The following is a 22,639-nucleotide window of genomic DNA, read 5'->3' as shown; positions in this document are numbered from 1 at the left end:
GGGCACGTGCGGTTTCTGCGCGTCGTCGTGATCATCGGAGTGGTGCTGGGCGCCCTGTTCGTGGGGGTGGACCGCTGGGCGGTCGGCTACGCCGAGGGTCGGCTCGCCGAGAAGATCCAGTCCCGGCAGGGGTTGGGCAGCGCCGAGGTGGAGATCCACGGGTTCCCCTTCCTCACGCAGGCGCTCAGCCACGACCTGGAGCGGGTCGACCTGAAGCTGGAGGGCGTGGAGGCCCAGGCGGACGGTCGCAAGACGCGCCTGACGCGGCTGGAGGCCGGCTTCCACGAGGTGAAGCTGAACGGGGACTACACGGGCGGCACCGCCCGCCGCGCCGAGGGCAAGGCGCTGATCTCCTACGAGGACCTCACCAAGGCCTCGCAGAGCGACGCCACGCTGACCTACGGCGGGGCGCCGGGCAAGGTCAAGGTGACCTCGACGCTGGACTTCCTCGGCAAGACCGTCACCAAGAGCGTGGTGTCGACGGTCACGCTCGTGGACACCAAGGGCGGCGGCAAGACGGTCCGGGTGCGGGCCGACTCCGTCCCGGGCGAGGGACTGCCGGGCATCGAGGCCGCCGTCCGCAAGCGGACCGACTTCGACCGGCGCCTCGACCAGGGGCTGCCGGCCGGTCTCCAGCTCTCGGCGCTGACCTCGGACGAGTCGGGTGTGCACCTCACCCTGAGCGGTACGGACGTGTCCCTGGCCGGATCGTGAGACGACTCGGTCCGATCCGCAGATGAACGGGCCACTCGAACAGCCCCGGAAGGCCGCCAGGCGGCCGTCCGGGGCTTTCTCATCCCACTATCCGGACGATCCGGTCTCGGAATATGACACACCGGTGACAGGGCGGCCGATTCCTCCCTACGATCCATGCCTATGAAGCATCAGCAGGCGGACCTCACGAAGCGGCGGGCAGTAGACCTGTGTCGCGTCGCCGCCATGCTCTGTCGCTCCATGTGAGGTGTGAGCCTTCCGCTCCACCGGCCGGATCGACGGCCTCGGCCCTTCATCCCGCGTGATCGCACCGACCGCACCTTCCTCCCGCCCCCGACGCCTCCCCGCGAACGGCCCGGCGCGACGTCCGCCAAGGCGCGCACGCACCCCGCACCATCCAGCCCCGCAGCGCAGCACCAGCACAGCCCGCCGCACACTGCCCCGGAGGAGAACACCATGAGCCGCAGCGACGTCCTCGTAGACGCCGACTGGGTCGAGGCCCACCTGAACGACGCCAACGTCGTGATCGTCGAGGTGGACGAGGACACGTCCGCGTACGACAAGAACCACATCACCAACGCCGTCCGGATCGACTGGAAGACCGACCTCCAGGACCCGGTCCGCCGCGACTTCGTGGACCAGGAGGGCTTCGAGAAGCTCCTCTCCGCCAAGGGCATCTCCAACGACGACACCGTCGTCCTCTACGGCGGCAACAACAACTGGTTCGCGTCCTACGCCTACTGGTACTTCAAGCTCTACGGCCACCAGGACGTCCGTCTGCTCGACGGCGGCCGCAAGAAGTGGGAGCTCGACTCCCGCGACCTGGTCGACGGCAAGGACGTCCCGAACCGCCCGGCCACCGCGTACAAGGCCAAGCCGCAGGACACCTCGATCCGCGCCTTCCGCGACGACGTCGTGGCCGCGATCAACGTCCAGAACCTGGTCGACGTCCGTTCGCCCGACGAGTTCTCCGGCAAGCTGCTCGCCCCGGCGCACCTCCCGCAGGAGCAGTCGCAGCGCCCCGGCCACGTGCCGAGCGCCCGCAACATCCCGTGGTCGAAGAACGCCAACGACGACGGCACCTTCAAGTCCGACGACGAGCTGACGGCCCTTTACCAGGCCGAGGGCGTCGACCTGGACACCAAGGACACCATCGCCTACTGCCGCATCGGTGAGCGTTCCGCGCTCACCTGGTTCGTGCTGCACGAGCTCCTGGGCCAGGAGAACGTCAAGAACTACGACGGTTCGTGGACCGAGTACGGCTCGCTGGTCGGCGTGCCGATCGAGCTCGGCCCCAACAAGTAGTCCCGGGCACGCGACGCCCTCGTAGCAACTCTCTAGGACAGGACAGAGAACATGTGTGGAGCACAGATCGGCGGGCCCGACCTCGCGACGCTGAAGCCCGGTGAGACCGCGATCCAGGGTCAGGTGACCAAGGACGGCGAGCCCATCAGCGGTTACGTCCGTCTGCTGGACTCGACCGGCGAGTTCACCGCCGAGGTCCCGACCTCGGCGACGGGCCAGTTCCGCTTCTACGCGGCGACCGGCTCCTGGACGCTGCGCGCGCTCGTCCCCGGTGCCCAGGCCGACCGCGCCGTCGTGGTCGCCGAGGCCGGCGGCGTGACGGACGTGGCCATCGCGGTCTGAGCCACCGCACGCAGAACGGCCGAAGGGCCGCACCCCCGGGGGTTGGACGCCACTGGATCGGGGTGCGGCCCTTCGCGCCGTCCGCGTCCGGACCTACGCTGGAAGCATGTACGCCAGGCGCCGACGCGCCTACTTCCTGCTCATGGGCGGATGCCTGTTCCTCTTCGTCTCCGCCTGGTCCTTCGTGCGCCTGTTCTCGGTGGAGGCGGCCGTGGCCCTGTGCGTGGTCGCCATGGTCATCCCGCCGGTCGCCGCGATGGTCGCGAACCGGCGGGGACCGGAAGACCGCTGGTGGGACGATCCCTCGGGCGATCCGAAGTCCGACGAGTGGTGGGACGAACTGGACGGAAAGCGGCGTCCGGGAAAAGACGACCCGCCTATATAAGAACGTAATAAGAATGCTTACAACTCCTCCGTAGGCGAAGGTGTCTTGCGTGTGCGCGGGTGAACGGAACCCGACGCGCAGGCCTGTGGGGGACCTCCTTTGGAACAAGAACAGACCGTTCCCGAGCCGTCGAATGCGGCCGAGAAGGGTTCGGAATCGGACACTCCGGAATTTCCGCCGGTGAATCCCGGCGCGGGGAATCCCGATGCGGTGGATCCCGACACGGTGAATTCCGCGCCGCCGCGCCGCAAGGGGCGTACGACGCTCCTCATCGCCGGCGCCCTCGTGCTCGGCGTCCTCGCCGGCACGGTGACCGGCTACGCGGTCCAGTACCACCGCGAGCCCACTCCGCTGCCGCCGCTGGCGCAGCAGGGGCTCGTCACGCCGAAGGCGCTCGCGCCGGACGACGCCACGACGAACAAGTCGATCAACGCCAACCGTCACCACAAGACGGACGACGACCTCGCCGAACTCCTGCTTCCGGTGCCGGACGGCGCGAAGGCCGAGGGCCGGGGTTACGACTCCCTCGACGACTTCGCCGCGGACTTCTTCGAGGAGCCGCAGTTCGCGCTGCCCGAGCTGGCCGAGAGCGGGATCCGGCGGGTCGCCTCGGCGGTGTGGACGGAGAACGACCGGGTCGTCGTCCAGGTCCGGCTGCTCCAGTTCAACGACCGCTCCGGCGCGGAGGACTTCCAGCTCGGGCACTCGCAGTACATGCCCGAGAAGAAGTACGCCGGCAACCCCGGCGTGGCCATTCCCGGCCTGCCCTCGGACCTGGGCCACGTGTGGGTGGACTCCGAGGTGCACGAGAAGCCCGGCTACTACCCCGTGCGCGGGGCCCGGGCCATCGCCCGCCGCGGCGACATCGTCATGGACATCGGCTACTACGACGGACGCGGCAAGATCACGCAGAGCGATGTCGTCGACCTGGCCAAGCGACAGCTGGAGCGACTGTGACCGAGCCCCGCGAAGACCTCCCGCAGTCCCCGGACGCGGCGCCCGTCGCCGCGCCCGCCCCGGCCCCGGACGCGGCTCCGACCCCGGCCGCGGCCCCGACCGCGACCACGGCCCCGGCCCCGGCTCCCGAGGCGGCCGAGGCCCCGGCGGGCGCGGGGCGGCGCAGGGCGCCGGCCCTCATCGCGGCCGGCGTGGCCCTCGCCGTCCTCGCGGGCGGTGGGGCCGCGGCCGTCGGCGCGCTCGAAGGCGCCGACCGGACCGCGACCACCCGCTACTGGAGCGCCCGCGACGACAAGGCCGCGACGCCCGAACCGCCCGCGCCCGTCCCCGCCAACGCCCTCTCGGGCAAGCTCCTCCCGGTCCCCGACGCCTACGACCTCGGCCCGGACCTCGCCGGCGACGGCAACAACTTCTTCGTCTCCGGCGAGAGCGCCGTCCAGGGCTTCAAGGACGCCCGCAAGGGGCTGTCCGGCGCCGAACGCAAGAAGCGCGACGAGGCGCTGGCCGAGCTGAAGCTCAAGGGACTCGCCGGGCGCAGCTACACGCGCGGCGGCGGTCGGATGGTCACGGAGGTCCGCATCATGCAGGCGGACCCGCAGGCCCTCGGCAAGTTCTCCGAGATCACCAAGAAGGTCATCGGGATCATCGGGGAGGGGCGCGACGCTCCCAAGGTGGACGGCTTCCCCGACGCCAAGTGCTCCATCGTCGCCCTGGGCGAGGAGAAGAAGGAGTCGATCGAGTCGATCGACTGCGTGGCCGTCGAGGGCGACGTGATGGTCGACTTCCGTGCCTACGGGCCCAAGCCGATGTCCACCCAGGACGCCATGCAGTTCCTCAAGAACCAGCTGACCCACCTGAAGTCCCCCGGGGAGTCCGTGTGACCGAGCAGAACACCACCCCGGCCGGCCCCGAGACCGTCCCGCAGCCGCCCGCCGCGCCGGTCGGGGCGCCCCTTCCGTCCGTCCCGCAGCCCCCCGCCGCGCCGCCCGTACCGGCCGCGCCCAAGGACCGGCGGGCCCTGTTCGCCTTCCTGCGCTGGACGGCGGCGGTGCTCGTCTTCGGCGCGGTCGGCACGGGGGTCGCGTACGGCCTCGTACGGTCCGAGCGCACCGACCTGCCCGGCCTGGCCACGCGGGACGACGGCCGCTGGACGTACCCGACGCTCGTCAAGCCCACCCTGCCGCCCGGCGCCGCGCAGCCCTTCGCCAAGGACAACCCGGAGGGCGTCCACTACGCCGGACTCCTCCAGCTCCTGCTGCCCGCGCCCGAGGGCTCCACGCCGGACGCCGGGCTCAAGCTGGAGAAGGACCAGAAGGTGTCCGTCGACACCTTCCTGGAGGAGTACGAGTCCACCGTCCGCGCCAAGATGCGGCAGGGGTTCACCGACGAGGGCCTGCGCGAGATCGTCGCCCGTGGCTGGACCATGCCCGACGGCACCCGCACCCGCGTCTACCTGCTGCGTTTCCACTCCTCCGGCTTCGTGGACACCTTCGAGGGCTGCGGCATCAACATGAACCTCGACGGGGTCAACCGGATCGAGGGAGACAGCGCCTGGAGCAAGGCCAAGAACGCCCAGGAGGCACCGGACCTGGCCGACGTCTCCCTCTTCACCGAGGCCGCGCCCGTCGGGGACGAGCAGCTGGTCGCGGGCTGCGTCAAGGGCGGCGACGTCCAGGCGGTGGTCTTCCAGAGCCGCAAGGGCGAGGTGGCCCCCGTCCCCTTCCACCAGACGGTGATCCTCCAGGACCAGCTCCTGCACTGAGTGCACCGAGTGCACCGAGCCGACGGGTCCCGTTGCCGGCCGATGGGCGGTACGGGCTACCTCACACAGTGCTCCGGTCCCCGGGCCAGTAGGCTTGGGGACCGGCCCGTACACCGCACCGAATCCTCCGAGGAGCACCCCGTGCTTGAGGCAGTCTTCACCTCCCTGCTGGTCCTGGTCTGCGTCGGCGTCATGGCCTTCACGGTCCTGGCCGTCAAGAAGCTGTACCAGGGTCAGCGCTGAGCAAGCGGCCGACCGCCCGCCCCGGAACCCCTCCCACAGATCGCCTGAGCAGCCAACCATGATCCAGATCCCGTCCGACCTGAACCCGGGCCTCGTCCCCCTCGCCTTCCTCCTCGGTACGTGGGAGGGAGCGGGCGTCTTCGACTTCCCCGGCGAGGAGAAGTGCAACTTCGGCCAGGAAGTCGTCTTCAGCCACGACGGCCGGGACTTCCTGGAGTACACCTCCCACTCCTGGGTGCTCGACGCCGAGGGCAACAAGGTGCGCCCGCTGGAGTCCGAGTCGGGCTACTGGCGCATCGACAAGGACCGCAAGGTCGAGATCGTCATGGTGCGCGACCAGGGCGTCGTCGAGGTCTGGTACGGCGAGCTCGCCGACAAGAAGCCGCAGATCGACCTGGTCACCGACGCCGTCGCCCGGACGGCCGCCTCCGGCCCGTACAGCGGTGGCAAGCGCCTCTACGGCTACGTCAAGAGCGACCTGATGTGGGTCGGCGAGAAGGCCACCCCCGAGGTCGAGCTGCGTCCGTACATGTCGGCCCAGCTGAAGAAGGTCGTCACCCCGGAGGAGATCGCCGACATGGCGCGCAACCTCCCGGAGCTCCCGGAAGACGGCATCGCCTTCTTCCGCTGAGCCGACCCGCTCCGCGACGAGGGGACCACGGGCACGCCCGGGGTCCCCTTCCCGCGCTTACACTGGCCGGGTGGTGACCACCGACTGGAAGAGCGACCTGCGGCAGCGCGGATACCGGCTGACACCGCAGCGTCAGCTGGTGCTGGAAGCCGTCGACGCGCTGGAGCACGCCACTCCCGACGAGATCCTCGTCGAGGTGCGCAAGACCGCCTCCGGGGTGAACATCTCCACCGTCTACCGGACCCTGGAGCTGCTGGAGGAACTCGGGCTCGTCTCGCACGCCCACCTCGGGCACGGGGCCCCCACCTACCACCTCGCCGACCGGCACCACCACATCCACCTGGTGTGCCGCGACTGCACCGAGGTGATCGAGGCGGACCTGGACATCGCGGCCGAGTTCACGGCGAAGCTCCGCGACACCTTCGCCTTCGACACCGACATGAAGCACTTCGCGATCTTCGGCCTGTGCGCCAAGTGCGCCGCCGGCCGCCGCGCCGCCGCCCCCACCCCCGGTGCGGACCCCGGCCCGGCCGCGCCCTGAGCCCCGCTCCGGCGGTCGTCCACGACGGCCCCCGTCATGATCCGGGCGGGGTCGTACGCTTGGTGGCATGACCAGCAGCCCCTTGCTCCATCTTCCCGGCGCCGTAGCGGCCGAAGGCCGTGACGAGGGCGTCGCCGCCCACTACGGAGAGCTCTACGGCGAACAGCGCGCCCTCGCCGCCGGCCGCGGCTTCGTCGACCTCTCGCACCGGGGCGTCGTCGCCGTCAGCGGACCCGACCGGTTGAGCTGGCTGCACCTGCTGCTCACCCAACACGTCACCGACCTCCCGGCCGGACAGGCCACCGAGGCGCTGATCCTCTCGGCGAACGGGCACATCGAACACGCCCTCTACCTCGTCGACGACGGCGAGACGGTGTGGGCGCACGTGGAGCCCGGCACCCAGGACGAGCTGATCGCCTACCTGGAGGCGATGAAGTTCTTCTACCGCGTCGAAGTCGCCGACCGGACCGCCGACTTCGCCGTCGTGCACCTCCCGGCCGGGTCCATCGCCGAGCTCGACAAGGAGCTCGTCGTCCGCGAGACCCCCTGGGGCCGCGACGTCCTCCTGCCCCGCGCGGACCTGGAGGCCTTCGCCGCCGCCCACGGTCCCGCCGCCGGACTCCTCGCCCACGAGGCCCTGCGCGTCGAGGCGCACCGGCCGCGCCTGGGCCTGGAGACCGACCACCGTACGATCCCGCACGAGATCGGCCTGATCGGCACCGCCGTCCACCTCCAGAAGGGCTGCTACCGCGGTCAGGAGACGGTGGCCCGCGTCCACAACCTGGGGAAGCCCCCGCGCCGGCTCGTCTTCCTGCACCTGGACGGCTCCGAGGTGCTGCTCCCGGCGCACGGCGCGCCCGTACGCCTCGCCGCCGACGGCGAGGAGGGGCGGCAGCTGGGCTTCGTCACCACCGCCGTGCGCCACCACGAGCTCGGCCCGATCGCGCTCGCGCTCGTCAAGCGGAACGTTCCCGTGGACGCCCCGCTGCTGGTCGGGACGACGGCCGCCGCGCAGGAGGTCGTCGTGGCGCCGTAGGACGGCCGGGGGCGCGTACGGGGACGGCCTCGCGCCCCGTACACACCCCCTACGCGCCCCGGGCGCCTCAGACGTCGATGACGATGGTGAACGGGCCGTGGTTGGTCAGCGAGACCCGCATGTCCGCGCCGAACCGGCCCGTCGCCACCGTCGCGCCCAGCGCCCGCAGTTGCGCCACGACCTCGTCGACCAGCGGCTCCGCCACCGGTCCGGGCGCGGCGGCGTTCCAGGTGGGGCGGCGGCCCTTGCGGGCGTCCCCGTAGAGCGTGAACTGCGAGATCACCAGCAGCGGCGCGTCGACGTCGCTACAGGACTTCTCCGCCTCCAGGATCCGCACGGACCACAGCTTGCGCGCCAGCACCGCCGCCTTCTCCGGGGTGTCGTCGTGGGTCACCCCCACCAGCACGCACAGTCCCTCGCCGACGATCTCGCCGACCGTCTCGCCGGCCACCACGACGCTCGCGCCGTCCACCCTCTGCACCACTGCTCGCATACCACCTGTGTACCAGGCGTGCACCCGTCCGGGGCCGATCGGGTGGAGTGGGACTGCGTCGGTACCACGGAGAGTGGCACGATGCACGCAGGCGGTGCCCCCAGCACCGGTCGAGGGGACGGACACGCAACGATGAACACTTCTGGTACCTCCGCACCTGCACCCGCTTCACCCGTCGCTCCCGCGCCGTCCGACGCGCCCGCGGACCCGCCGGGCGTCACCGGGCGCCCGCCCGCGCAGCGCTCGGGCCACGAGCCGGGGTCGACCACCCCGGCCGCCGGCGCCGCCGGCGGCGACGCGCCCCCGAACCCGGCCCCGGCCACCGCGCTCGGACTGCCGGAGCTGCGCGCGATGCGCCGCGACGCGCAGCGCGACGAGGCCGACCTGAGCTACGTGCGCAGGCTCCTCCAGGGCCGCATCGACATCCTGCGCGCCGAGCTGGCCCGCCGTACGGACCCCGAGGCGCCCGTGGTGGACCGGCTGTCGGAGATCCTCGCCGACGCCCCGTCGCGGCGCAGCGCCTCCGCCCGGCACGTCACGCTCGGCACCCCGCACAACGAGGAGTTCCGGCTGCTGGCGGCGGAGATGCTCTCGGACGTGGAACTGTCCGACCTGGACGCCCGTACGGACGCCGAACTGCACGACGCGATGGGCCGGCTGGTCCGCTACGAGCAGCAGGTCTCGCGGCGCCGCCAGCAGCTCCAGCGGATGGCGGACGACTCCAGCGCGGAGATCACCCGCCGCTACCGGGAGGGCGAGGCGCAGGTGGACGACCTGCTGGCGTAGCGAACGGGCGGGTCGGCGCCGAGCGGGCCGGCGGGCGGGCGGAAATTCGGGAGACCCGGGCGCAACGGACGGTTAGCGTGCGCCCCATGAGTGCTGACGTCCGGCCGATCGCCGCATCCGAACTCCCCGCGTGGTTGACCACCGTCAACACCGGATTCCTGACCCCCGGCGAGGCCACCGCGTCCGACGTCGCCGCGCGCTCGAAGTACGGGGACCTGGCCCGCACCCTGGGCGGATTCGACACCGAGACCGGCAGCTGCGTGGCGACCTTCCGCTCCTTCGCGCAGGAGCTGACCGTCCCCGGCGGGGCCGCCGTGGCGTCCAGCGCGATCACGAACGTCACCGTCCTGCCCACCCACCGCCGCCAGGGCCTGCTGACCCGGATGATGGCCGACGAACTCGCCGCCGCCCACGCGCGCGGCGACGTCGTGTCCACCCTCATCGCCGCCGAGTACCCGATCTACGGCCGCTACGGATTCGGGCCCGCCGCCTCGCACCACGAGTGGGAGGTCGACGTCCCGCGCACCGGACTCGACCGCCACCGCGCCCTCCTCGGCCCGGGGGAGGGACGCGTCGACCTGGTCGACGTCACCGAGGTGCGCCGGGTGGGTCCCGCGCTGCACGAGCGGCTGCGGGCGGCCGTGCACGGGGTCGTGAACCGCGACGCCCGCTGGTGGTCCCTGCGGACGGGGCTGGAGGAGGTCTCGCACCGCCCGTACCGGACGCAGATGCACGCCGTGTACCGCAACCCGGCCGGTGAGGTCGAGGGCCTGGTCGACTACGTCGCCGACGACCACTGGACGGACGCGAAGCTCCCGCAGAACACCCTCCAGGTCAACGACCTGATCGCGGTCACCCCGGCCGCCGAGCGGGCGCTGTGGCGGTTCGTGTGCTCCGTCGACTGGGTGCTGAAGGTCCGCACCGGTCGTCGGGCGCCCGACGACCTGCTGCCGAGCCTGCTGCCCGACGCGCGGACCGCCCGGCTGGTGACCGCCGCCGACTTCCTGTGGGTGCGGGTGCTGGACGTCGTCCGGGCCCTTCAGGCCCGGACGTACGCCGTGCCCGGGGTGCTGGTGCTGGAGGTCGAGGACCCCGCCGGCCCGGCCGGGGGCCGCTACCGACTGGACGCGGGCGCCGGCACGTGCGCCCGTACGGAGGACCCGGCCGACCTGCGACTGGGGGCGAGCGAACTGGGGTCCCTGTACCTGGGCGGGGAGTCGGCGGTCCGGTTGGGCGCGCTGGGCCGGGTGACGCAGCTGCGGCCCGGGGCGCTCGCGCTCGCGGAGTCGGTGTTCCGCACGGCCCGCAGCCCGTGGTGCCCGGACGTCTTCTGAGCGGGCGGCGGGCGGGACCGGCCCGCGGGGCCGGTTGAGTACGTTGGGTCGGTCGGGCACGCGAGGGAATCGGGAACACGGAGTCACATGACAACGCTGGTGGAACGGCTGCGCGCCGCGGGGTGCGTCTTCGCCGAGGAGGAGGCCGACCTGTTGGTCGGGGCCGCCGCCGACGAGGGCCGGCTGGAGGGCATGGTCGCCAGGCGGGTGGCCGGCGAACCGCTGGAACACGTCCTCGGCTGGGCGGAGTTCGCGGGGCTGCGCGTGGAGGTCGGGGCGGGTGCGTTCGTACCGCGCCGGCGCACCGAGTTCCTGGTGGAACGGGCCGTCGAGCTGGCCGTGCCCGGCACGGTCGTCCTGGACCTGTGCTGCGGCGTCGGCGCCCTCGGCGCGGCCGTGGCGGCGGGGGTGCCCGGCGGGGTCGAACTGCACGTGGCCGACATCGACCCGGGCGCGCTGGCCTACGCGCGGCGCAACGTGGCCCCGTACGGGGGATCGGTGTGGGAGGGCGACCTGTACGCGGCGCTCCCGGCGGACCTGCGGGGCCGGATCGGGGTGCTCGTGGTCAACGCCCCGTACGTGCCGACCGAGGAGATCGGGCTCATGCCGCCCGAGGCCCGCGACCACGAGCCGCTGGTCTCCCTGGACGGGGGCGCCGACGGCCTCGACGTGCACCGGCGGATCGCGGCCCGGGCCGCGGCCTGGCTGGCGCCGGGCGGCTACCTGCTGATCGAGACCAGCGCCCGGCAGGCGCCGGTGACGGCCTCCGCGCTGACGGCCGGAGGTCTGGAGGTGCGGGCGGTGACCTCGGAGGAGCTGTACGCCACCGTCGTGATCGGACGGGCGCCCCTGAGCGCGTAAGAGGGGCCCACCCCAAGGCGGTTGACGGGGCGTCGGACAATCGTGGGGCGGCCGGACGTCGGCCGTCGACAGGGGGAGGGGCCGAAGTGGGGCACGTGGAGGAGTCGGGGGGCCGGACCGCGCCGTCCGGGGTGACGGCGGAGCGCTTCGAGGAACACCGGGGGCGACTGCGCGCGGTGGCCTACCGGATGCTCGGGTCGCTCGCCGAGGCCGAGGACGCCGTCCAGGAGGCGTGGCTGCGGCTCGACCGCACCGGCGCCGAGGGGATCGAGAACCTCGGCGGGTGGCTGACGACGGTCACCGCCCGGGTGTGCCTGAACCTGCTGCGCTCGCGCGAACAGCGGCGCGAGGAGTCCGACGAGCACCTGGAGGCCCGCGTCCCGGAGCCGCTCATCGGCTCGGTGCGGGGGATCGACCCCGAGCAGGAGGTGCTCCTCGCGGACTCGGTCGGGCTGGCGCTGATGGTGGTGATGGAGTCGCTGGCGCCGGCGGAGCGGTTGGCGTTCGTCCTGCACGACATGTTCGCCGTGCCGTTCGACGACATCGCCCCGCTGGTGGAGAAGACCCCGGCGGCCACCCGGCAGCTCGCCAGTCGCGCGCGCCGGCGGGTGGCCGGGCAGGCGCCGGCCCCGGACGCGGACCTCGCCCGGCAGCGGGAGGCGGTGGACGCGTTCTTCGCCGCCGCCCGCGACGGGCACTTCGAGGCGCTGCTCTCCGTCCTCGACCCGGACGTGGTGCTGCGCTCCGACGCGGGTGTCGGCAGTCCGCTCTCGGTGGTGCTCACGGGTGCCCGTACGGTCGGGGGCCAGGCGGTCGCGTACGGCTCGCTGGCGCCGTACGTCCGCCCGGCGCTGATCAACGGCGCCGCGGGGGTGGTCGTGGTCCGCAAGGGGCGCGCGGTGTCGGTGATGGCGTTCACCGTCGTGGGCGGGAAGATCGTCGCCATCGACGTCCTGGGCGATCCGTCGCGGCTGGCGGAGCTGGACCTGAGGGTGCTGGAGGAGGGGGCGGCGGGCTGACGGGCAGGGCTCGGGTGACGGCGGGCGGCCCGGCGGCGGGCGGGAGCTTTTGCAAGCAGGCTGCTTGCAAAAGTTAGCGGGCTCGGGCAGGATCGGGGCATGGCATCGCTCAACGTCGGAAACCTCGGCGAGTACCTCCGTGAGCAGCGTCGACAGGCCCAGCTCTCGCTGCGGCAGCTGGCCGACGCGGCGGGGGTGTCGAATCCGTACCTGAGCCAGATCGAGCGCGGGCTGCGCAAGCCGAGCGCGGACATCCTCCAGCAGCTGGCCAAGGCGCTGCGGATCTCCGCGGAGACGCTGTACGTGCAGGCCGGGATCCTCGACGAGCGCGACCGCGACGAGGTGGAGACGCGGGCCGTGATCCTGTCGGACCCGTCGATCAACGAGCGGCAGAAGCAGGTGCTGCTCCAGATCTACGACGCGTTCCGCAAGGAGAACGAGGCCGAGTCCGCCGGGTCCGTCGCGGCCGCCGAGTCCGACGGAGCCGTCGGCCACGGAGGCGGCGTCGGCACCGACGACCCGGGCCCCGCGACACCGTGATGCCCCCTACGAACCGACTGTGATCCGGGAGGACCAGCACATGGCCATCGCCGATGACCTGAAGAAGACCCTCACCGACCCCACCCCGCTCTACTTCGCCGCCGGCACCGCCGACCTCGCCGTACAGCAGGCCAAGAAGGTGCCCGGGCTCATCGAGCAGCTGCGCGCCGAGGCCCCCGCGCGCATCGAGGCCGTGAAGAACACCGACCCGAAGGTCGTGCAGGAGAAGGCCAAGGAGGCGCAGGAGGCGGTCACCGCCAAGGTCGCCGAGGTCTTCGGGGCGATCGACCCGAAGAAGCTGGGCGAGACCGCCCAGGACCTGGCGCTGCGCGGCGTCGGCGTGGCCGCCGAGTACGCCGTCCGGGCCAAGGAGACCTACGACAAGGTCGCCGAGCACGGTGAGCAGGCCGTCCGCACCTGGCGCGGCGAGGTCGCCGACGAGATCGTGGACATCGCGGAGGTCGTCGAGCCCGAGCCCGCGAAGGCGCAGGAGGCCCCGGCCGAGGCCGCCGCCGGCTCCGACGCGGACGCCGCGGCCGAGGAGAAGCCGGCCGCGAAGAAGCCCGCCGCGCGCAAGAGCGCGGCGAAGAAGGCGGCCGCCGAGCCGGCCGCGGAGGCCGGCGCGGAGGCCTGATTCACGGCCGAACGAGCCGGGCACCCGTATGGTGTCCGGTTCGTTGTCGTTTCGGAGAGCGGCTCCGGCGGTAGCGTGGTGTCAGGCGTGGTGGATGCGAGAAGGCGGTCGAGACGATGCTCATGCAGGGTTTCAACAACGGTGTGCTCCCGTTGCTCGGCTACGCGATGCTGGTGCTCGCCGTCGTGGCCTTCGTGATGGCGGTGATGGCGCGCGAGGACGCCTTCCGGGCGGCCGACAAGCAGACCAAGACGTTCTGGTTGGTCATCCTGGGCATCACGGTCGTCGTCGACTTCTTCCTCGGGATGTTGTTCCTGCAGATCGCGGGCCTGGTCGCCACGATCGTGTTCCTCGTGGACGTGCGCCCCGCGCTCAAGCAGGTCTCGGGCGGCGGTCGCCGCAAGGGCGGCAGCAGCAGTGATGGGCCCTACGGCCCCTACAACGGCGGTCGCTGACGGCGGTCGCTGACGGCGGTCGCTGACGGCGCTCGCCTGCGGCGCTCGCGCGCTCAGCCCGCCGCGCGGGAGAGCAGGACGACCGCGACGTCGTCGGTGAGTTCGCCGCCGTTGAGGCGGCGGGCCTCGGTGACGGATGCCTCCAGCAGGCCCTCGCCGCTCAGGCCCGCGTTCAGGTGGCGGTTGATCATCTCGATCATGCCGTCCTGCCCGAGGCGCTCGCGGCCCTCGCCGATCCGCCCCTCGATGAGGCCGTCGGTGTACAGCATCAGGCTCCAGGTGCCGCCCAGCTCGACCTGGCGGCGGGGCCAGCGGGCCCGGGGCAGCAGTCCGAGCGCCGGGCCGCTGTTCTCGTAGGGGAGCAGGCGTGCGGGGCGGCCCGGCCGGGATATGAGCGGGGCCGGGTGGCCGGCCAGGCACAGGCCGGCGCGGCGGCCGTCCGGGGCGATGTCGACGGTGCACAGCGTCGCGAAGATCTCCTCGCAGGGACGTTCCACCTCCAGGACCTGCTGGAGGGTCGCCAGGAGTTCGTCGCCGCACAGCCCGGCCAGGGTCAGGGCCCGCCAGGCGATGCGCAGCTCGACGCCGAGGGCGGCCTCGTCGGGGCCGTGGCCGCAGACGTCGCCGATCATGGCGTGGACGGTGCCGTCGGGGGTGCGGACGGCGTCGTAGAAGTCCCCGCCGAGCAGGGCCCGGCTGCGGCCGGGGCGGTAGCGGGCGGCGAAACGGAGGTCGGAGCCCTCCAGGAGGGGCGTCGGGAGCAGGCCGCGTTCGAGACGGGCGTTCTCCTGGGCGCGCAGTTTCGATTCTGCGAGCTTGTACTGGGCGATGTCCGCCCGTTTTCTCTCCACCGCGTAGCGGATGGCGCGGCTCAGGAGCCGGCCGTCGAGCTCGTCGCGGAAGAGGAAGTCCTGGGCGCCGACGCGTACGGCCTCGGCGGCGCGTTCGGCGTCGGCCTCGGCGGTGAGGACGAGCACGGCGTGGCGCGGGGCGATGCGCAGCACCTCGCGCAGGGTGGTCAGCCCGTCGTCCCCGTCGTCACCGCCGCCGTTGGCATTGCCGTTGGCGTTGCCGCCGCCGGACAGGGACAGGTCGAGCAGGACGCAGTGCACGTCGGGGGTGAGCAGTCGGGCGGCCTCGGTGAGGTTGCGGGCGCTGCGGAGCCGGATGCGGTGGTGGCCGTCGGCGTCGAGGATCTCGGGGACGGTCAGCCGGCCGGCGGGGTCCTCACCGATCACCAGGAGGGTCAGCGAGGCGGGGCCGGTCGCGGTCGCGGTCGGCACGAGGGTGACGGAGGGAGCCGCCGGACCGCTCTCCGCGGCCGGGGTGTCCCTCTGCCGCGGTACGGGTACGGGCATCGTTTCCGGTTCCTTCCCTCCCCCCGAGGGTGCGCTCATGCGCCGACCCTAGCGGCCGGTTCCGGCGAGGGGAACGGGGGCCGGGCGGCCCGCCTCCGTCATATGCCCTTATCGCGGGGGAAACCCGTACCGAGGGGATGACGAACGTCACCACCCCGCCCCCGCCCGTCCCGCCCACCGAGACCCCCCGGCCCGTGCCGCGACCGCGCGCCCGGACCCCGAGCCGTGGCCCCGTGCCGCGACCGTGCGCCCGGACCCCGAGCCGTGGCCCCGCGCCGTGACCGTGCGCCCGGACCCCGAGCCGTGGCCCCGCGCCGTGACCGCGCGCCCGGACCCCGAGCCGTGGCCCCGCGCCGTGACCGTGCGCCCGGACCCCGAGCCGTGGCCCCGCGCCGCGACCCGCACCCTTGGCCCCGGGCCCGGCCCGTGCCGCGACCGCGCGCCGCGGGTCCGTGCGGGGGCTCCCCGCAGGGGCTCCGCTCCGGGGCCGCGGCTCCGGCGCACCGGCCCCTCCCGCGGCTCCCCGCAGGGGCTACGCGTCGGGGCGGACGACCGCCTTGATCGGCATCGAGCCCGCGCCCGCCATCGTCACGTTGCGGCCCGGTCGCGGGGCGTGGACCATCGCGCCGTCCCCGACGTACATGCCGACGTGCGTGGCGTCGTCGAAGTAGATGATCAGGTCGCCGGGGCGCATGTCCTTCACCGCGACCTTCGGCAGCAGCCGCAGCTGCTCCTGCGAGGTGCGCGGGATGCCGCGCCCCGCCTTCAGCCACGCCTGCGAGGTCAGCCCCGAGCAGTCGAAGGAGTCCGGACCGGCCGCGCCCCACACGTACGGCTTCCCTATCTGCGCCGTGGCGAACTGCACCGCCCGCAGCCCGGCGTCCGTCGCCGCGCCGTTGACGCCCTTCATCGCGCCCGTCGACAGCCAGGCCGTCTGCGCCTTGTACTGGGCTTCCTGCTCCAGCTGGATCAGCCGGGCCTTCTCCTCGGCCTCCAGCTTGTTCTCCAGCGCCTCGGCCGCCTTGATCTTCTCCTCGATCTCCTTCTTGGCGGCCTCCTGCCTGACCCGGTTCTCCTCCATCTTCTGCCAGATGGCGCCCGCGTCCTTGGCGTACCGCTCCAAGTCCGTCTGGGTCCGGTTCAGTTCGGACAGCAGGTCCGTGGTGGCCTTCTCGCCCTGCCGCAGCCGGCCCGCGCCGTCGAGGAAGTCGGCCGGACTGTCGCTCAGCGCCAGCCGCGCGCCCGGCGGCAGCCCGTTCGAGCGGTACTGGGCGCGGGCGGCGGCGCCCGCGCGGTTCTTCAGGGTGGCGATCCGGTCCTGGCCCGCCACCACCAGCTTGGCGATCTCGACGATCCGCTCCGTCTGCGCCTTGGTCTCGCTCTCCGCGAGGTTGTACGCGTCCGTCGCCGCGCCGGCCTGACGCAGGAGGCCCTCTATCTCCTTGCGCACCTCGTCCAGGGACTTCGCGCCCGGGTCCGGCGCCGGCGCGCCCGGTGCGGCGGGTGCCGAGGGGGAGGGGGCGGGGGGCGTCGGAGCCGCGTACGCGTCGCCCACGGCCAGGCCGGGGGCCGTCAGTATCGCCATCGCGCACAGCAGCGTCAGAGCGGACGCACCCCGTCGTCGTGACGAAGCTCGCTTCGCGGTCCCCATGGCTCCCCCAGGCGCCCCGGGTCAGAACCGACGTCACCCGACATCAGATCTGACTATTCATCAGTAACTTGGCACTGCCTTCGGGATGGTGCCACGACTCGGTGAATTCCGACACCCTCCGGATGCCCCTCCGATCATGAACTCCCCGGCCCCGCCCATCCCAGACGACTCAACGGGCCGGCCCCGACACCCGTTCCCCACCGCGCGAGATTCACCCCGCCGGGCGCAACGCCTCCCAGCGCACCGTCAGTTCCCCCTGCCGCCACCGCCCCGGACCGTCCGCCAGCGGCCAGTCCCCGGCCAGCGCCCGAGCCGTGCGGATCCACCGCTGCCGCGCCCCGTAGGAGGCGTACGGCGCCGCCGCCGACCAGGCCCGGTCGAAGTCCCGCAGGAACGCGTGCACCGGCTCGCCCGGCACGTTCCGGTGGATCAGCGCCTTCGGCAGCCGCTCCGCCAGGTCCGAGGGCCGCTCCAACGACCCCAACCGCGTCGCGAACGTCACCGTGCGCGGCCCCTCCGGCCCCAGCGCCACCCACACGTGCCGCCGCCCGATCTCGTCACAGGTCCCCTCCACCAGCAACCCGTCCGGCGCCAGCCGCCCGCACAGCAGCCCCCACACCCGGGCCACCTGCTCCTCGTCGTACTGGCGCAACACGTTCGCCGCCCGGATCAGCGCCGGCCGCTCCCCGCCGTCCAGCGGCACCTCGAAGCCGCCGTGCCGGAAGGTCAGCCCCTCCCGCTCGTACGGCTTCGCCCCCGACACCCGCGCCGGCTCGATCTCGATGCCCACCACCCGCACCCCGGGCGCCGCCGACCGCAGCCGCCCCAGCAGCTCGACCGCCGTCCAGGGAGCGGCCCCGTAGCCCAGGTCCACCGCCACCGGCGCGTCCGCGCGCCGCAGCGCCGCCCCGTGCGCCGCCGCGATCCAGCGGTCCATGCGGCGCAGCCGGTTCGGGTTCGTGGTCCCCCGCGTCACGGTGCCGACAGGGCGCCTCGGGGGCGGCGGGGTGCTGCGGGAAGCCATGGGGGGGAGCGTAAGCGGAACGCCCGCGCGAGATAAAAAGCCGGCAAACCGACGAGGAATTTCCACACCCCGGAATGCGCGGCACGCCCATCCGGGTTGCACTGCTTGCAGGGCGCACCGACCGCGCTCCCGCAGCCATGCCGTCACCCGCGGCCCGATCGTCCGCCCCGACCGTCGTCCGCCCCGCCCCTGCGCCGAGCGCAATCGTCCGAGCGAGAGGAACCGCCCCCTTGAGCCAGTACGTGTCCCGTCTCGGCGGCAGCATCAGCGGCCGCATCGCCGCCGCGCGCGCCACCCGGCACGACCCGCCCCGCCTGCGCCTGCCCGCCGTGGGCCACCACCGCAAGCCCCGCCGGGTCGCCATGCTCAGCGTGCACACCTCACCCCTGCACCAGCCCGGCACCGGCGACGCCGGCGGCATGAACGTGTACATCGTCGAGCTGGCCAAACGCCTCGCCGCGATCAACATCGAGGTGGAGATCTTCACCCGGGCCACCACCGGCGGCCTGCCCCCCGCCGTCGAGCTCGCGCCCGGGGTCCTCGTACGCCACGTCGACGCCGGCCCCTACGAGGGCCTCGCCAAGGAGGAGCTCCCGGCACAGCTGTGCGCCTTCACCCACGGCGTGATGCAGGCCTGGGCCGGCCACCGCCCCGGCTACTACGACCTCGTGCACTCCCACTACTGGCTCTCCGGCCACGTCGGCTGGCTCGCCGCCGAACGCTGGGGCGTCCCCCTCGTCCACGCCATGCACACCATGGCCAAGGTCAAGAACGCCTCGCTCGCCGAGGGCGACACCCCCGAGCCGGCCGCCCGCGTCATCGGCGAGACCCAGATCGTCGCCGCCGCCGACCGCCTCATCGCCAACACCGCCGAGGAGGCCGACGAACTCGTACGCCACTACGAGGCCGACCCCGGCAAGGTCGCCGTCGTCCACCCCGGCGTGAACCTCGACCGCTTCACCGTCGGCGACGGCCGCGCCGCCGCCCGCAGCCGCCTCGGCCTGCCCCAGGACGCCGTGATCCCGCTGTTCGCGGGCCGCATCCAACCCCTCAAGGCCCCCGACATCCTGCTGCGCGCCGTCGCCGAGCTCGTCGACCGCGACCCCTCGCTGCGCCGCCGCCTCTTCGTCCCCGTCGTCGGCGGCCCCAGCGGCAGCGGCCTCGCCAAGCCCGAGGGGCTCCAGAAGCTCGCCGCGAAGCTCGGCATCACCGACCTCGTGCACTTCCACCCGCCGGTGCGCCAGGACGCCCTCGCCGACTGGTTCCGGGCCGCGTCCGTCCTGGTGATGCCCTCCTACAACGAGTCCTTCGGGCTCGTCGCGATCGAGGCCCAGGCCACCGGCACCCCGGTGCTCGCCGCCGCCGTCGGCGGGCTGCCCGTCGCCGTCGACGACGGGGTGACCGGCATCCTCGTACCCGGACACGACCCCGTCGACTACGCCCGCGAACTGCGCCGCTTCGTCGACGAACCCGGCCTCACCGACCGCATGGGCGGGCAGGCCGCCCGACACGCCCGCTTCTTCGGCTGGGACACCGCCGCGAGCGGCACCGCGGACGTCTACACCGCCGCCATGCACGACCACCGCCGTCGCGTACGCTCCCACCATGGCTGACACCGCCGCGATCATCGAGACCGTCCTGACCGGCGCCGACCTGAGCTGGGAGAGCCCCCGGCCGGGCACCTACGTCGTCCAGCTCCCCGGCACCCGCAAGCTGAGCACCACCTGCTCCCTGCGCGTCGGCCGGCACTCCCTGTCGGTGAACGCCTTCGTCATCCGCCACCCCGACGAGAACGAGGCCGGCGTCCACCGCTGGCTGCTGGAACGCAACCTCAAGCTGTACGGGATGGCCTACGCCGTCGACCCGCTCGGCGACGTCTACCTGACGGCCCGCCTCCCCCTGTCCGTCGTCACCCCCGACGACCTCGACCGGCTCCTCGGCACCGTCCTGGAGGCCGCGGACGGGGCCTTCAACACCCTGCTGGAGCTGGGCTTCGCGAGCGCGATCCGGCGCGAGTACGAGTGGCGCGTCTCGCGCGGCGAGTCCACCCGCAACCTGGACGCCTTCAAGCACCTGACCCGCCCGGCGTGACGGCCGCGGGCCCACCCCGCTACGCCACCTCGGGTCTGTCGTCGAACTCCCGCCTGCCCCGCGACGCCCGGCACGCACTCTCGCCGCACCGGGCGAAAGACCGAGTACGTCCAGTACACGTGCTTCCGCCCGGCACACCGAGAGCACGCACCGGACGCCGCGGGGCCGCCCTCCGGGCGACGTCGGGAGTTCGACGACAGACCCTAGGCCCGAGCCGGCTCCGCCCCCGTCGTCACGTCCTTCGGCACGTCCTTCGCGACCTCCTTGGCGACCTCCTTCGCCTCGGCCGGGACGCCGCGCATCAGCAGCCAGTACCCCGCCGCCGCCACCGTCCCCAGCACCCCGGTGGCCCCCCACAGCCACTGCGCGCCCAGCCGGTCGATGACGAACCCCGCCATCAGCGGGGCCACCAGCGCCGCCACCGACCACGACATCGTGTACATGCCCTGGTAGCGGCCCCGGCCGTGCGCCGGCGACAGCCGCACCACGAGCCCCATCTGGATCGGCGAGTTCACGATCTCCGCCAGCGTCCACACGCACACCGTCAGCGCGTACGCCCACAGCGGCCCCGCGAACGCCGTCATCGCGAACCCGTACCCGGCCAGCAGCGCCGAGGCCACCAGCAGCCGGCGCGGATCGCGGTGCTCGATGAACCGGGTCACCGGGATCTGGAGCAGCACGATCAGCAGACCGTTCACGGCCACGACCAGCCCGTAGTCACCCGGCGAGAACCCGGCCGCGCCCATCGCCACCGGCAGCCCCACGGAACCCTGCGTGAAGATCAGCGAGATCAGGAACGACAGGCCGACGACCCCCATGAACCGGCCGTCGCGCAGCACGGTCCCGAGCCCGATCTCCGGCTCCGCCGCCCCGCGCGCCGAGGACGTCCCCTTCTCGGGACGGGACTCCGGCAACTTCAGGAACACCAGCACCGCGCACACGAGCGTCAGCGCCGCCTCGCCGAGGAACCCGGCCAGGTAGCTGTACTCGGCCACGAACCCGGCCAGCGTCGCGCTGATCGCGAACCCGAGGTTGATGGCCCAGTAGTTCAGCGCGAAGGCCCGTACGCGGTCCTCCGGCCGGACGATGTCGGCCATCATCGCCGAGACCGCCGGCCGCGAGGCGTTCGAGGCCATGCCGACCAGCAGGGCGACGGCCGCGATCGCCGCCGGGTGCTCCATGAACCCCAGCAGTGCCACCGACGCGGCCGTGCCCACGTTCGCCGCCAGCATCGTCGGCCGCCGCCCCAACCGGTCCGTCATCACACCGGCCACCAGCGAGGACACCACGCCACCGAGCCCGTGCAGCGCCACCACGAGTCCCGCGAAGGAGGCCGAATAGCCCCGGTCGAGCGTCAGGTACAAGGTCATGAATGTCGCGACGAAGGCCCCGAGTCGATTGACGAGGGTGCTCGCCCACAACCACCAGAACGCCCGCGGCAGACCCGACACGCTCTCCCGGGCGGCCCGTCTGAGACTGGCAACGGACATAAGGGATCCCCCCGGCGGTGTAAGTGTCTCTACGGCTCCCCGCACGTTACGAGCAGACCCCTGCCGCCGCCACTCAATTGACGCCGGACGTCAATCGGAGACCCCCGCGCACCGCGCGCGAGCGCCTCGGCCCGTCCATTAGGCTCGTACGCATGGCCGACGCACCGTACAAGCTCATCCTCCTCCGTCACGGCGAGAGCGAGTGGAACGCGAAGAACCTGTTCACCGGCTGGGTGGACGTCAATCTCAACGAGAAGGGCGAGAAGGAGGCTGTCCGCGGTGGCGAACTCCTGAAGGACGCCGACCTCCTCCCCGACGTGGTCCACACATCCCTCCAGAAGCGCGCGATCCGCACCTCCCAGCTCGCGCTGGAGGCCGCCGACCGCCACTGGATCCCCGTCCACCGTTCCTGGCGCCTGAACGAGCGCCACTACGGCGCCCTCCAGGGCAAGGACAAGGCGCAGACCCTCGCCGAGTTCGGCGAGGAGCAGTTCATGCTGTGGCGCCGCTCCTACGACACCCCGCCGCCGGCGCTCGAGGACGGCACCGAGTTCTCCCAGTCCGAGGACCCGCGCTACGCCTCGATCCCGCCGGAGCTGCGCCCGCGGACCGAGTGCCTGAAGGACGTCGTCGTCCGCATGCTCCCGTACTGGTACGACGCGATCGTCCCGGACCTCCTCGCGGGCCGCACGGTCCTCGTGGCCGCGCACGGCAACAGCCTCCGCGCCCTGGTCAAGCACCTGGACGGCATCTCCGACGCCGACATCGCGGGCCTCAACATCCCGACCGGCATCCCCCTCGCCTACGAGCTGGACGCCTCCTTCAAGCCCCTCAACCCGGGCGGCACCTACCTCGACCCGACGGCCGCCGCGGCCGCCATCGAGGCCGTCAAGAACCAGGGCAAGAAGAAGTAACGGGCGAACCGCGCCCCCGTGAGCGGGGTCGGTGTGTGGGCCCCTTTCGGCGAGGTCGCCGGGAGGGGCCCTT

26 protein-coding genes are annotated in these 22,639 nt (G+C 72.8%); 21 read left to right on the top strand and 5 right to left on the bottom strand.

Annotated elements, in window-relative coordinates; genetic code table 11:
- Positions 1–6: 6 nt before the first annotated feature.
- From AB0D01_RS14980 to AB0D01_RS14930, 11 genes are all read left to right on the top strand, one after another.
- Positions 7–714 carry a DUF2993 domain-containing protein gene (locus tag AB0D01_RS14980; RefSeq protein WP_363055566.1) on the top strand — a complete coding sequence of 236 codons (708 nt, stop codon included), beginning with the start codon at positions 7–9 and terminating at the stop codon, positions 712–714.
- 156 nt (positions 715–870) lie between these two features.
- Entirely contained in the window at positions 871–960 is a 90-nt protein-coding gene (locus AB0D01_RS14975) for an Ms5788A family Cys-rich leader peptide (RefSeq protein ID WP_353962230.1), read from the top strand.
- A gap of 210 nt (positions 961–1,170) precedes the next feature.
- Entirely contained in the window at positions 1,171–2,019 is an 849-nt protein-coding gene (locus tag AB0D01_RS14970; protein WP_363055565.1) for a sulfurtransferase, read from the top strand.
- A gap of 51 nt (positions 2,020–2,070) precedes the next feature.
- Complete coding sequence (locus tag AB0D01_RS14965; protein WP_007265476.1) at positions 2,071–2,361, top strand: DUF1416 domain-containing protein; 291 nt, start codon at positions 2,071–2,073, stop codon at positions 2,359–2,361.
- 106 nt (positions 2,362–2,467) lie between these two features.
- Positions 2,468–2,746: a DUF3099 domain-containing protein gene (locus AB0D01_RS14960; protein ID WP_363055564.1), complete on the top strand. Its 279-nt coding sequence runs from the start codon at positions 2,468–2,470 to the stop codon at positions 2,744–2,746.
- A 225-nt stretch (positions 2,747–2,971) separates the two neighbouring features.
- A complete protein-coding gene (locus tag AB0D01_RS14955) occupies positions 2,972–3,703 on the top strand; it encodes a hypothetical protein (RefSeq protein ID WP_363055563.1) in 732 nt (243 codons plus the stop codon).
- Positions 3,700–4,584, top strand: coding sequence for a hypothetical protein (locus AB0D01_RS14950; protein WP_363055562.1), 885 nt, complete (start codon positions 3,700–3,702; stop codon positions 4,582–4,584). Before AB0D01_RS14955 ends, AB0D01_RS14950 begins: the two co-directional genes overlap by 4 nt.
- A complete protein-coding gene (locus tag AB0D01_RS14945; protein ID WP_363055561.1) occupies positions 4,581–5,465 on the top strand; it encodes a hypothetical protein in 885 nt (294 codons plus the stop codon). The genes AB0D01_RS14950 and AB0D01_RS14945 overlap by 4 nt, the downstream gene beginning before the upstream one ends.
- 301 nt (positions 5,466–5,766) lie before the next feature.
- A complete protein-coding gene (locus tag AB0D01_RS14940) occupies positions 5,767–6,339 on the top strand; it encodes an FABP family protein (protein ID WP_249767065.1) in 573 nt (190 codons plus the stop codon).
- Between the two features lie 70 nt (positions 6,340–6,409).
- Positions 6,410–6,880 carry a Fur family transcriptional regulator gene (locus AB0D01_RS14935; RefSeq protein WP_363055560.1) on the top strand — a complete coding sequence of 157 codons (471 nt, stop codon included), beginning with the start codon at positions 6,410–6,412 and terminating at the stop codon, positions 6,878–6,880.
- Between the two features lie 67 nt (positions 6,881–6,947).
- Positions 6,948–7,916 carry a folate-binding protein gene (locus AB0D01_RS14930; RefSeq protein WP_363055559.1) on the top strand — a complete coding sequence of 323 codons (969 nt, stop codon included), beginning with the start codon at positions 6,948–6,950 and terminating at the stop codon, positions 7,914–7,916.
- A 67-nt stretch (positions 7,917–7,983) separates the two neighbouring features.
- Here AB0D01_RS14930 and dtd read toward each other — a convergent pair whose 3' ends face one another.
- The gene (gene dtd / locus AB0D01_RS14925) at positions 7,984–8,409 is read right to left on the bottom strand and encodes a D-aminoacyl-tRNA deacylase (protein ID WP_042801357.1); all 426 of its coding nucleotides are present in this window, start codon (positions 8,407–8,409) and stop codon (positions 7,984–7,986) included.
- Between the two features lie 132 nt (positions 8,410–8,541).
- Between dtd and AB0D01_RS14920 the strand changes: the two genes are divergently transcribed.
- The 7 genes from AB0D01_RS14920 to AB0D01_RS14890 all read left to right on the top strand — a co-directional run bounded on the left by AB0D01_RS14920 (position 8,542) and on the right by AB0D01_RS14890 (position 14,038).
- Positions 8,542–9,195, top strand: coding sequence for an AmfC protein (locus tag AB0D01_RS14920; RefSeq protein ID WP_363055558.1), 654 nt, complete (start codon positions 8,542–8,544; stop codon positions 9,193–9,195).
- Between the two features lie 86 nt (positions 9,196–9,281).
- Positions 9,282–10,529: a GNAT family N-acetyltransferase gene (locus tag AB0D01_RS14915; RefSeq protein ID WP_363055557.1), complete on the top strand. Its 1,248-nt coding sequence runs from the start codon at positions 9,282–9,284 to the stop codon at positions 10,527–10,529.
- An 87-nt stretch (positions 10,530–10,616) separates the two neighbouring features.
- The gene (locus AB0D01_RS14910; RefSeq protein ID WP_363055556.1) at positions 10,617–11,390 is read left to right on the top strand and encodes a putative protein N(5)-glutamine methyltransferase; all 774 of its coding nucleotides are present in this window, start codon (positions 10,617–10,619) and stop codon (positions 11,388–11,390) included.
- A gap of 86 nt (positions 11,391–11,476) precedes the next feature.
- Positions 11,477–12,409 carry a sigma-70 family RNA polymerase sigma factor gene (locus AB0D01_RS14905; RefSeq protein WP_363055555.1) on the top strand — a complete coding sequence of 311 codons (933 nt, stop codon included), beginning with the start codon at positions 11,477–11,479 and terminating at the stop codon, positions 12,407–12,409.
- Between the two features lie 99 nt (positions 12,410–12,508).
- Positions 12,509–12,949: a helix-turn-helix domain-containing protein gene (locus tag AB0D01_RS14900; RefSeq protein WP_363055554.1), complete on the top strand. Its 441-nt coding sequence runs from the start codon at positions 12,509–12,511 to the stop codon at positions 12,947–12,949.
- A gap of 40 nt (positions 12,950–12,989) precedes the next feature.
- A complete protein-coding gene (locus AB0D01_RS14895) occupies positions 12,990–13,583 on the top strand; it encodes a hypothetical protein (RefSeq protein WP_363055553.1) in 594 nt (197 codons plus the stop codon).
- A 116-nt stretch (positions 13,584–13,699) separates the two neighbouring features.
- The gene (locus tag AB0D01_RS14890) at positions 13,700–14,038 is read left to right on the top strand and encodes a DUF2516 family protein (RefSeq protein WP_363055552.1); all 339 of its coding nucleotides are present in this window, start codon (positions 13,700–13,702) and stop codon (positions 14,036–14,038) included.
- 53 nt (positions 14,039–14,091) lie between these two features.
- Here AB0D01_RS14890 and AB0D01_RS14885 read toward each other — a convergent pair whose 3' ends face one another.
- From AB0D01_RS14885 to AB0D01_RS14875, 3 genes are all read right to left on the bottom strand, one after another.
- Entirely contained in the window at positions 14,092–15,396 is a 1,305-nt protein-coding gene (locus AB0D01_RS14885) for a PP2C family protein-serine/threonine phosphatase (protein WP_363055551.1), read from the bottom strand.
- Positions 15,397–15,928: 532 nt separating this feature from the next.
- Positions 15,929–17,047, bottom strand: coding sequence for an NlpC/P60 family protein (locus tag AB0D01_RS14880; RefSeq protein ID WP_363055550.1), 1,119 nt, complete (start codon positions 17,045–17,047; stop codon positions 15,929–15,931).
- 211 nt (positions 17,048–17,258) lie between these two features.
- Positions 17,259–18,071 carry a class I SAM-dependent methyltransferase gene (locus AB0D01_RS14875; protein ID WP_363055549.1) on the bottom strand — a complete coding sequence of 271 codons (813 nt, stop codon included), beginning with the start codon at positions 18,069–18,071 and terminating at the stop codon, positions 17,259–17,261.
- Between the two features lie 263 nt (positions 18,072–18,334).
- On the opposite strand from AB0D01_RS14875, the gene mshA reads away from it, so the two are divergent.
- Together mshA and AB0D01_RS14865 are read left to right on the top strand one after the other, a co-directional pair.
- Positions 18,335–19,684 carry a D-inositol-3-phosphate glycosyltransferase gene (gene mshA, locus AB0D01_RS14870; RefSeq protein ID WP_363055613.1) on the top strand — a complete coding sequence of 450 codons (1,350 nt, stop codon included), beginning with the start codon at positions 18,335–18,337 and terminating at the stop codon, positions 19,682–19,684.
- Positions 19,677–20,162 carry a YbjN domain-containing protein gene (locus AB0D01_RS14865; protein WP_363055548.1) on the top strand — a complete coding sequence of 162 codons (486 nt, stop codon included), beginning with the start codon at positions 19,677–19,679 and terminating at the stop codon, positions 20,160–20,162. The genes mshA and AB0D01_RS14865 overlap by 8 nt, the downstream gene beginning before the upstream one ends.
- 203 nt (positions 20,163–20,365) lie before the next feature.
- Here the strand turns inward: AB0D01_RS14865 and AB0D01_RS14860 are convergent, their stop codons facing one another.
- Complete coding sequence (locus AB0D01_RS14860; protein WP_363055547.1) at positions 20,366–21,652, bottom strand: MFS transporter; 1,287 nt, start codon at positions 21,650–21,652, stop codon at positions 20,366–20,368.
- Positions 21,653–21,804: 152 nt separating this feature from the next.
- Between AB0D01_RS14860 and AB0D01_RS14855 the strand changes: the two genes are divergently transcribed.
- Complete coding sequence (locus AB0D01_RS14855) at positions 21,805–22,566, top strand: phosphoglyceromutase (protein ID WP_363055546.1); 762 nt, start codon at positions 21,805–21,807, stop codon at positions 22,564–22,566.
- Positions 22,567–22,639 lie beyond the last annotated feature (73 nt).

This window comes from Streptomyces sp. NPDC048606 (genome assembly GCF_040650855.1).
Classification (GTDB): Bacteria; Actinomycetota; Actinomycetes; order Streptomycetales; family Streptomycetaceae; genus Streptomyces.
The sequence above is the reverse complement of the archived record's forward strand: the minus strand, read 5'-3'. Positions and strand labels throughout refer to the sequence as shown.